This is a genomic window from Veillonella sp. CAG:933 (genome assembly GCF_000431435.1).
Classification (GTDB): Bacteria; Bacillota; Negativicutes; order Veillonellales; family Veillonellaceae; genus Veillonella_A.
Genome location: NZ_HF986223.1, coordinates 1 through 9,102, shown reverse-complemented (window position 1 = coordinate 9,102; position 9,102 = coordinate 1). Strand labels below are relative to the sequence as shown.

The window sequence follows — 9,102 nt, the reverse complement described above, 5'->3', positions numbered from 1 at the left end:
CTTTGACGAAATCCACGCCCAGCCGAACCGCAAGCTCTATGATGTCCTGACCAAAGGCTCCGGCGATGCCCGGGAGCAGCCGCTCTTCTTCATCATCACGACGGCGGGCAACGACAAGAACAGTATCTGCTATGAGTTGCACACAAAGGCCCTTGACTTGATGGCGGGCCGAAAGAAAGATTCCACCTTTTACCCCGTGGTCTATGGCCTGGAACATGAGGAAGACTGGACGGATGAAGCCAATTGGTACAAAGCCAATCCTTCTCTGGGGCATACCATTCAGATTGATCGCGTCCGGGAAGCCTATCGGAATGCTGTCGAAAATCCGGCGGAAGAGAATGTCTTTAAGCAGCTCCGGCTCAATATCTGGACTTCGGCCAGCATCCGCTGGATACCGGAACAGGTCTACGACAAGGGGAGCCTTCCCATTGACCTGGATTCCCTGCGGGGACGGATGTGCTACGGCGGGCTGGACTTGTCCAGTACATCGGATATCACGGCCCTGGTACTGGCTTTCCCGCCACGGAGCGATGATGAGAAATACATCCTGTTGCCTTTCTTCTGGCTGCCGGAAGACACGCTGGAACTGCGGTGCCGCCGGGACCATGTTCTCTACGACGTCTGGCAGAAGCAGGGCTTCATCCAGACGACGGAAGGGAACGTCATCCATTACGGCTTCATCGAGAAGTTTATCGAACGCCTGGGGGAAACGTACCACATACGGGAAATCGCCTATGACCGCTGGAACGCCACCCAGATGGTGCAGAACCTGGAAGATATGGGCTTCACCATGGTGCCTTTCGGCCAGGGGTTCAAGGATATGTCGCCGCCGTCGAAGGAGCTGTTCAAGCTCCTGATGGAAGGGAACATCATCCATGGCGGCAATCCCGTTCTCAAATGGATGGCCAGCAACGTCGTCATGCGCCAAGATCCTGCGGGAAACATCAAGCCGGACAAAGAAAAATCCGTCGAAAAGATTGACGGAATCGTGGCGTCCATCATGGCACTAGACCGCTGCATCCGCAACGGGACTGGCAGTGGCAGTGTCTATGACGAACGAGGTGTTATTGCATTTTAAAGACATTTGCAAAAATGGCAGGTGCTTTTTTGTGCCCGTTTTTGGAGGTATTTTATGAGAATCCCCTTTTTATCCAGCCTGTTCCGTACCCGGGACAAGCCTCAGAACTATTATATCGGCACGGATTTTCGTTATCTGTTCGGCCCCTCTGCCAGTGGCAAGACGGTGAACGAGTTCACGGCTATGCAGACGACGGCAGTGTATGCCTGCGTCCGCATCCTGGCGGAAACTCTGGCGGCCTTGCCGCTCCAGCTGTACCGTTACACGCCTGGCGGCAAGGAGCGGGTCTATGACCATCCGCTGTACCATCTGCTCCATGATGAGCCGAATCCGGAGATGACTTCGTTTATCTTCCGGGAAACGCTCATGAGCCACCTGCTCATCTGGGGCAATGCTTACGCCCAGATCATCCGCGACCGATTAGGGCGGGTACAGGGACTATACCCGCTCAGGCCGGACAAGATGACCGTCTGCCGGGATGACCGGGGAAAGATTTTTTATCTGTATACCAAGACGGGAGACGAGAATCCGAACATCAAGCCGTACGGGCAGGTGGCCCTGCAGAAGGAAGAAGTGCTGCATATCCCCGGCCTTGGGTTTGACGGCCTGGTCGGTTATTCGCCGATTGCCATGGCCCGCAATGCCGTGGGCATGACCATGGCCTGCGAGGAATACGGTGCCTCTTTCTTTGCGAACGGGGCCAGCCCCAGCGGGGTGCTGGAACATCCAGGCGTTCTGAAGGATCCGGCCAAAGTCCGGGATTCGTGGAATGCCGTCTACCGGGGGACGGGCAATGCCCACAAGGTGGCTGTGCTGGAAGAAGGCATGAAGTACCAGCAGATCGGCATCCCGCCGGAAGAAGCACAGTTCCTGGAAACACGGAAGTTCCAGCTCGATGAGATTGCCCGGCTCTACCGCATCCCGCCACACATGATTGGCGACCTGGAGAAAAGTTCCTTCAATAATATTGAGCAGCAGTCCATGGAATTTGTGAAGTACACGCTGGATCCATGGGTCATCCGCTGGGAACAGGCCATGCAGAAAGCCCTGTTCCTGCCGGAAGAGAAGAAACAGTATTTCCTGAAGTTCAACGTGAACGGTCTCATGCGCGGCGACTATGAGAGCCGCATGACCGGGTACAGCATCGGCCGGCAGAACGGCTGGCTGTCCGCCAACGATATCCGGGAGATGGAAGACATGAATCCCGTGTCGGATGAAGAGGGCGGTAATCTATACCTTGTCAATGGCAGCATGACCAAGCTCAAGGATGCCGGGGCTTTTGCCCAGAAGGGAGATACGAATGAAACATAAATTTTGGAAGTGGGTGACTAACGAAGCACCGGATTCTTTCGGCAGTGAACGGACGCTGTATCTGGACGGCCAGATTTCGGATGAGACCTGGTGGGGCGATGAAGTGACACCGAAGGCATTCAAAGAAGAACTGAATGCGGGCAGCGGCGATATCACACTCTGGATCAACAGTCCGGGCGGTGACTGTTTTGCCGCTGCCCAAATCTATAACATGCTCATGGATTATCCGGGGAACGTCACCGTCAAGATTGACGGCCTGGCCGCTTCGGCTGCGTCCGTCATCGCTATGGCCGGGACCAAGGTCTGCATGTCGCCAGTGGCCATGCTGATGATCCATAATCCGGCGACCCTGGCCTATGGCGATCAGGCAGAGATGGAAAAGACCATCGGCATGCTGAGCGAAGTCAAGGAGAGCATCATCAACGCTTACGAAATCAAGAGCGGCCTGGCCCGCACGAAGATTTCGCACATGATGGATGACGAGACCTGGCTCAACGCGAAGAAGGCCGTGGAACTTGGCTTTGCCGATGAAATCCTCTTCGACCAGAAGAAAGACGATGGGGAGCAGCCGGAAGCCATGATTTACACCCCTGTTACTGTCACCAATTCGTTAGTACAGAAATTAAAACCACGTGAACCTGTCAATAAAGTGCCAGCCGCTTCCCTGGAGAACCGGCTGGCATTGCTCATTCATTAAGGAGGACAACAATGGATACGATTTTAGCACTGCGTGAGAAACGCAAGAATCTGTGGGATGCCGCCAAGAATTTTCTGGATACCGTCCGTGATGAAAACGGCATGGTCTCTGCAGAAGATGCGGCTCGCTACGACAAGATGGAAGCGGATGTGGTGAACCTCGGCAAAGAAATCGACCGCCTGGAACGCCAGCAGCAGCTCGATGCCCAGCTGTCCCAGCCGACCACGATGCCGATTACTGAACTCCCTGGCGCAGGCCAGAATGGAGCAGAAAAGAGAGGCCGTGCGTCCGATGCCTATCGTAAGGCTTTCTGGGACAGCATCCGCCATAAGAACTTCATTGATGTACAGAACGCCCTGAGTGCAGGCACCGATGCTGATGGTGGCTATCTGGTACCGGACGAATTCGAACACCAGCTCATCGACAAGCTCCAGGAAGAGAATTTCTTCCGCGGCCTGGCCACGGTCATCCACACCAGCGGCGACCGCAAGATTCCCATCGTGACGGGTCATGGCGAAGCGTCCTGGATGGAAGAGAACGGCCTCTACCCGGACAGCCAGGATACCTTCGGCCAGCAGTCCATCGGGGCGTACAAGCTGGGGACGGCTATCCGTGTGTCGGAAGAACTGCTGAACGACAGCGCTTTCGACCTGGAAAGCTACATTGCCGGTGAATTTGCCCGCCGTATCGGCACGAAGGAAGAAGAAGCCTTCCTCACCGGTGACGGGAAGAACAAGCCGACTGGCGTGTTCCCGTCCGCGGAGCTGGGCGTGATAGCCAATGGCGCATCCATCACCTTTGATGATGTCATCGACCTGTATCACTCCCTGCGCATCCCGTACCGCCGCAAGGCCGTATGGCTCCTGAACGATGCAACCATTAAGGCCTTGCGCAAGGTGAAGGACAACAACGGCAACTACATCTGGCAGCCGTCTGTCACCGCAGGTACGCCGGATACTATCCTGAACCGTCCCTGCTACTGCACTTCCTTTGCACCGGAACTGGCGGCGGGCAGCCGTCCCATGCTCTTCGGGGACTTCAGCTACTACTGGATTGCCGATAGGGAATACCGCTCCTTCAAGCGGCTTAACGAATTGTATGCCGCCAACGGCCAGATCGGCTTCCTTGCCAGCCAGCGCGTCGATGGCATGCTGATGCTCAAGGAAGCGGTCAAGGCCCTGGAGATGAAAGCGAAGGGATAAGCCATGATTGTGACGCTGGAAGAAGCCAGGGAATACCTGCGGATTGATGAAGATGACACGAGTAATGATGACGTCATCCAGTCTTCCCTGGAAACAGCCCAGGCCCTCTGCCTGGATATATCCCGTTGCGAGGAAGCCGATGCCGAAGAGAATCCCGTGGTTTTTCACGAAGCGATTCTCTTCGCTGAGGCTTTTTTATATGAGCACCGGGAGGAAGCGGACTACGCAGGCCTTTTGAAACGTCTGCGCTGGCTGCTGTTCGGGGTCCGGCGGAGCTGTTTTTGAAAAGGGGGATGCCCATGAAGACGGGGCTTTTGAATAAACGGATTGAGATTCTGGGAAAGCAGGCCGTGACGGATGAATATGGTTTCGATACCCAGGCCGACGTCGTAGTGTACCGCTGCTGGGCATCCATCGAGCCTGCCCGGGGCAAAGTGTTCTATGAGATGGAACGCAAGGCGGACACGGAGTACAGCAAGATCACCATTCGCTGGCGTCCGGGTGTCACCCACGATATGAAGGTGAAGTATCAGGATCACCTCTACGACATCGATACCATAGTTGACCCGTATATGCGCCATGAAGCTCTGGAACTGTACTGTACGGAAGAAGTGAGGGGGACGGACAATGAGCGGAAGTGACTTTGAGGTCAAAGGATTGGATGACCTTTCAGAAAAACTGCTTTCTGCTATTGAAGAGTTTCCCGGCACTACCGAAAAGGGCCTGGTGACGCTTGGCAACAAGCTCAAGAAGGAGTGCGTAAAAAACACGCCGGAAGGCAGCACGGGCAAGCTGAAGAAAGGCTGGAAGCATAAGGTGGAAGGCTACAACGGTTCCGAGCTGGTCTATGAGCTGATCAACAAGCATCCCGTACATCACCTCTTAAATAACGGCCATGCGAAGAAAACACCTGGCGGCAGGACCGTGGGCTATTATGAAGGCCAGCACTATACGGAGAAATCCGTCAAGGTCTTCGAAGCCAGCGACTTGCAGCCGGGACTGGAGAGACTCACGAAGAAGCTCCTCAAGAAAGCAGGCGGCACATGATCCATGATATCGATATCTTGCAGGCGGTGCAGCAGAAACTCAAAGAGCGGTTCCCGTACCCCGTCTATTTGCAGGAAGTCAAGGAAGGCTTTGCGCCGCCGGCCTTTTTCCTGAAGACAATGACGGTAGCGACGCCGCAGAAAGAAAACGAGGTCTACCGGGATACGGACCTCTACATTACGTATCTGCCGAAGAAGCAGGAAAAAAGCACGGCCATCTACGCCGTGCTTTTTGCTGCGGAAAATTTATTCCGGGACGGACTGAAAGTCGGCAACCGTTATCTCCCTGTCGTGTCTATGAGTGAGGAGCTGATGGGGACGGACAATGACGGCGGGCGTCTGACGCTGACCTTCCAGTACTATGACGCCCGGGAAAAAGAAGAAACGGCAGAAATCATGAAGGTACTGCATCAGCGGTATCAGGGAAAGGAGACGTAACCCATGAAAATGCCATCCATTAATATCGCGTTCAAAGAAAAAGGCATCAGTGCCGTCGAACGCAGCGAACGCGGTATTGTCCTTCTGATTCTGAAAGAAGAGACACTGCCGTCCCAGACGGAAGTGAACCTGTACACGGCAGATGACATTCCCAAAGAACTCTCAGACAGCAACCGTGAGCAGCTGGAACTGACCCTTCGCGGCTACGTGAACAGTCCGAAGAAGGTCATCGCCGAAATCATCAGCAAGGATGCAGAAGATTATACCGATGTCCTCAAGGCCATCGAGAACAAGCGCTTCGATTACCTAGTCATCCCGGACATCGAAGAAAACCACATCGACACTATCGCGACCTGGATCAAGGGGATGCGGACGAATAAGAATAAGCGCATCAAGGCCGTCCTGCCGGACTGCACGGCGGATACGGAAGGAGTCATCAACTTCGTCAATCAAGTCATCCGTACGAAAACGAAGACCTACACGACGGCCCAGTACTGCGGGCGCATCGCGGGCATCATCGCAGGAACGCCGATGACCATTGCCTGTACGTATGCGCCGCTGCCGGAAGTCATCGGCTGTGACGTCTGGACGAAGGAAGAAATGGATACCATGACGGATGCCGGCAAGCTGTTCTTTTTCTTTGACGGGGAAAAGGTCAAGCTGGGCCGCGGAATCAACTCCCTGGTCACGACAATCCAGGGAAAAGGCGTATCGTTCCAGAAAATCAAGCTCGTCGATTTAATGGACATGATGTATGACGATATCCGCACCACAGCCCAGGATCATTACCTTGGCAAGTATGCCAACAGCTATGCCAACCGATGCCTCCTGGTGACGGCTATCCAGGGGTATCTTGACCAGCTGGCCCAGGAGGGCCTGCTGGAACAGGGGCAGAACACGGCTTATATCGATGTGGAATCCACGAAGATTTGGCTGGCATCCAATGGCAAATATACGAAAGAGGAACTGGCGGACATGTCGGAAATGGACATCAAGCTGGCCAACATCGGCAGCAATGTCTTCATCGCCGTAGATGCTTCGCTCCTGGATGCCATGGAAGATGTCACGATTGCCGTCAATATCTGAGGAGGTGAAGTACAGTGAACAGCATGGAAGCCAAACGGGTGATGAACGGAAAGTATGCCGACCTCTATATCGACGGCGACCTCATGGCCGAAGCCACGGCTTTCAAGGCCGAGGTCACCCTGACCAAGGAAGAAGTGAAGATGCTCCGCCATGTCGGCAAGGGCTACAAGGTCACGGGCTATGACTGCAAAGGGCAGCTGAAGCTCCATAAAGTCTCGAGCTACATGATCAAGAAGATGAACGACAACATTAAGGCGGGCAAGCAGACCGTCGTGACCATCGTCTCCGTCCTAGATGACAAGGATGCCATAGGCAGCGAACGCATCGTCATCAAGGATGCGACCTTTGACAGCCTCATTCTGGCCGACTGGGAAGTGGACAAGATGGGCGAGGAAAGCTACAGCTTCACTTTCTCGGACTGGGACCTCTTGGATTTAGCATAAGGAGAACAAGCACATGAATATGGTAGACCGACTGCTGAAAGCAGATGTAGTGAACAAGCTGGCCGAACGGCCTGAAAAGAAAGTGAAGATGGAACGGCTCTCGAAGTTGTTCGGATTCGATTTTATCATCACGCTCCGGGCTATCGACCCAGAACGCTACGCCGATATCCAGAAGATGGCCGTGGACTTCACCAACGGCAGCGCCGATAACATCGACATTTATCAGATGCAGACCCAGACGCTCCTGGCGGGGATTGCCGACCCGGACCTCAAGAACAAGGATCTGCTGGAAAAATTCGGGGCCGTACTTCCTGGTGACATCATCCGCAAGCTCTTCCTGGCAGGTGAGATTGCTGATCTCACAGCGCAGATCACAGAACTCAACGGCTATACGACCCAGGAAAAGGCGGACAAAGCCGTAAAAAACTGATCCGGACCGATGGCGAAGTGCAGGCAATGTATCTCCTGTTCCGGGAGCATCACCTGCTGCCGTCAGCGGTCATGAAACTGGGATACGGCGAACGGCAGGTGCTGTATGCTTTCATCCGCTATGAGATGGAAGAACGCGATAAAAAAGTATCTTCAGCATTATCGGATTAACTGCTGAAAATACGGCTATCTGCCATAAAGTCATAAGGCAGGCTCAAGCCACTTAGATATTTCATAGACGAAGTCGCTTTTTTTCTTGCATTGTGGGTGGCCGACACGTAGTACATGAAAGGTTTGATTGCCCAGGGTGGAAATGGCTTCCTGCCAGGGCATTTTTCTTTTCCCAATGTCTTTAAAACCGTTGTAATGAATATTATAACGGTCAAAAACGTTAGGGATGTAATCGTCATAATACCAAGATGTATAAAAAATGATATGAGTAGGATGTATTACCTTTAATTCCTGCTGAAGGACTTTTAGGTTTAGGATACAGTTGGATTTTACAAAATCTGAGGTAGTATCCTTTCCTCCGGAATTGTTGCATTTGACAATATTGGTAAATGCGATGTGTTCTATAGAATCGTCACCGAATATTCTCTGAGTGATAGCACGAGTATAGCTCCAATATGGCCAGCTTTTGTTCCACAGAGATTCACGGGTATATTGAAAGGGATTGCGGAAGCCGTCTTCAATCGTGCCGGGATTGTTTCTGGCATTTTTACCGACAAATAGAATTCTCTTGGAAGTTTTATTAAAATCGGAACCTACGCACCAGCAGCCAATCGGTAAGGATAAATGTTCTTTCTTGTGACATTCTTCACAGATTTTGCAAGTACCAAGCTCCATATGGTGATATCGTTCAGCTAATCTTTTTTCTGTTTCATTGAAATAGCGCATTGGAATTCCTCCGTAACGATAGATTTCTTTTATCTTACTATATTTTTAATATCTGTAACAACATTGAGAGGTGAAACAGCATGGCCAATAATGTCATCGATGCCGCCATCCGGCTGCGGGATTTGTTCACGCCGACCGTGCATAGCGTCAATGCCAGCCTGGGGACCATGAAGACCCAGATGGCGGCGGCGAAACAATCGGTCAGCGGACTGTCGGACAAGCTGACGGAGCATGAGCGCATCCAGAAACGGACGGCGAAGAGCATCGAGCAGACGGGAAGCAAGATTTCCGGCTTATCAGACAAGATAGCCCTGCTGTCAGCCCCCATCCTGGCAGCCGCAACGGCAGGCTTCAAGCTGCACAGCGACTTTGCCAACGGTATCGCCAAGATTTCGACTTTGGTCGACACGACGGTTGTTTCCATGCAGAAGGTCAGTGATGAGATTCGTGCTGTCAGCGATGAAACGGGCGCAGG

General features: G+C 53.1%; 13 protein-coding genes. 12 read left to right on the top strand and 1 reads right to left on the bottom strand.

The window, feature by feature from the left end; translation table 11 throughout:
• The 11 genes from QZL64_RS10825 to QZL64_RS10775 form a co-directional block, all read left to right on the top strand.
• The coding region (locus tag QZL64_RS10825; protein ID WP_296309568.1) for a terminase large subunit at positions 1-1,078 on the top strand (1,078 nt) is incomplete at its 5' end.
• A gap of 54 nt (positions 1,079-1,132) precedes the next feature.
• Positions 1,133-2,389 carry a phage portal protein gene (locus QZL64_RS10820; RefSeq protein ID WP_021841994.1) on the top strand — a complete coding sequence of 419 codons (1,257 nt, stop codon included), beginning with the start codon at positions 1,133-1,135 and terminating at the stop codon, positions 2,387-2,389.
• On the top strand, positions 2,379-3,086 hold the full coding sequence (locus QZL64_RS10815; protein ID WP_021841993.1) for a head maturation protease, ClpP-related: 708 nt from the start codon (positions 2,379-2,381) through the stop codon (positions 3,084-3,086). Before QZL64_RS10820 ends, QZL64_RS10815 begins: the two co-directional genes overlap by 11 nt.
• Positions 3,087-3,097: 11 nt before the next feature.
• Entirely contained in the window at positions 3,098-4,288 is a 1,191-nt protein-coding gene (locus tag QZL64_RS10810; RefSeq protein WP_014128579.1) for a phage major capsid protein, read from the top strand.
• 3 nt (positions 4,289-4,291) lie between these two features.
• Positions 4,292-4,573 carry a head-tail connector protein gene (locus tag QZL64_RS10805; RefSeq protein WP_021841992.1) on the top strand — a complete coding sequence of 94 codons (282 nt, stop codon included), beginning with the start codon at positions 4,292-4,294 and terminating at the stop codon, positions 4,571-4,573.
• A gap of 14 nt (positions 4,574-4,587) precedes the next feature.
• A complete protein-coding gene (locus QZL64_RS10800; protein WP_021841991.1) occupies positions 4,588-4,929 on the top strand; it encodes a phage head closure protein in 342 nt (113 codons plus the stop codon).
• Positions 4,916-5,335 carry an HK97 gp10 family phage protein gene (locus QZL64_RS10795; RefSeq protein WP_014128576.1) on the top strand — a complete coding sequence of 140 codons (420 nt, stop codon included), beginning with the start codon at positions 4,916-4,918 and terminating at the stop codon, positions 5,333-5,335. Before QZL64_RS10800 ends, QZL64_RS10795 begins: the two co-directional genes overlap by 14 nt.
• Positions 5,332-5,772, top strand: coding sequence for a phage tail terminator family protein (locus QZL64_RS10790; RefSeq protein WP_014128575.1), 441 nt, complete (start codon positions 5,332-5,334; stop codon positions 5,770-5,772). The genes QZL64_RS10795 and QZL64_RS10790 overlap by 4 nt, the downstream gene beginning before the upstream one ends.
• A 3-nt stretch (positions 5,773-5,775) precedes the next feature.
• On the top strand, positions 5,776-6,858 hold the full coding sequence (locus tag QZL64_RS10785; protein ID WP_014128574.1) for a phage tail sheath subtilisin-like domain-containing protein: 1,083 nt from the start codon (positions 5,776-5,778) through the stop codon (positions 6,856-6,858).
• 23 nt (positions 6,859-6,881) lie between these two features.
• Complete coding sequence (locus QZL64_RS10780; protein ID WP_014128573.1) at positions 6,882-7,301, top strand: phage tail tube protein; 420 nt, start codon at positions 6,882-6,884, stop codon at positions 7,299-7,301.
• Between the two features lie 13 nt (positions 7,302-7,314).
• Positions 7,315-7,731: a phage tail assembly chaperone gene (locus tag QZL64_RS10775; protein WP_014128572.1), complete on the top strand. Its 417-nt coding sequence runs from the start codon at positions 7,315-7,317 to the stop codon at positions 7,729-7,731.
• Between the two features lie 200 nt (positions 7,732-7,931).
• On the opposite strand, the gene QZL64_RS10770 is transcribed toward QZL64_RS10775, so the two are convergent.
• Positions 7,932-8,627, bottom strand: a complete 696-nt coding sequence (locus QZL64_RS10770; protein WP_014128570.1) for a hypothetical protein — start codon at positions 8,625-8,627, stop codon at positions 7,932-7,934.
• An 80-nt stretch (positions 8,628-8,707) separates the two neighbouring features.
• On the opposite strand from QZL64_RS10770, the gene QZL64_RS10765 reads away from it, so the two are divergent.
• On the top strand, positions 8,708-9,102 hold a 395-nt coding region (locus QZL64_RS10765), incomplete at its 3' end, for a hypothetical protein (RefSeq protein WP_441351094.1).

Coding starts and splice junctions, on each gene's coding strand:
- QZL64_RS10820 (WP_021841994.1), top strand. CDS start 1,133: ATGAGAATCCCCTTTTTATCCAGCCTGTTCCGTACCCGGGACAAGCCT.
- QZL64_RS10815 (WP_021841993.1), top strand. CDS start 2,379: ATGAAACATAAATTTTGGAAGTGGGTGACTAACGAAGCACCGGATTCT.
- QZL64_RS10810 (WP_014128579.1), top strand. CDS start 3,098: ATGGATACGATTTTAGCACTGCGTGAGAAACGCAAGAATCTGTGGGAT.
- QZL64_RS10805 (WP_021841992.1), top strand. CDS start 4,292: ATGATTGTGACGCTGGAAGAAGCCAGGGAATACCTGCGGATTGATGAA.
- QZL64_RS10800 (WP_021841991.1), top strand. CDS start 4,588: ATGAAGACGGGGCTTTTGAATAAACGGATTGAGATTCTGGGAAAGCAG.
- QZL64_RS10795 (WP_014128576.1), top strand. CDS start 4,916: ATGAGCGGAAGTGACTTTGAGGTCAAAGGATTGGATGACCTTTCAGAA.
- QZL64_RS10790 (WP_014128575.1), top strand. CDS start 5,332: ATGATCCATGATATCGATATCTTGCAGGCGGTGCAGCAGAAACTCAAA.
- QZL64_RS10785 (WP_014128574.1), top strand. CDS start 5,776: ATGAAAATGCCATCCATTAATATCGCGTTCAAAGAAAAAGGCATCAGT.
- QZL64_RS10780 (WP_014128573.1), top strand. CDS start 6,882: ATGGAAGCCAAACGGGTGATGAACGGAAAGTATGCCGACCTCTATATC.
- QZL64_RS10775 (WP_014128572.1), top strand. CDS start 7,315: ATGAATATGGTAGACCGACTGCTGAAAGCAGATGTAGTGAACAAGCTG.
- QZL64_RS10770 (WP_014128570.1), bottom strand. CDS start 8,627: ATGCGCTATTTCAATGAAACAGAAAAAAGATTAGCTGAACGATATCAC.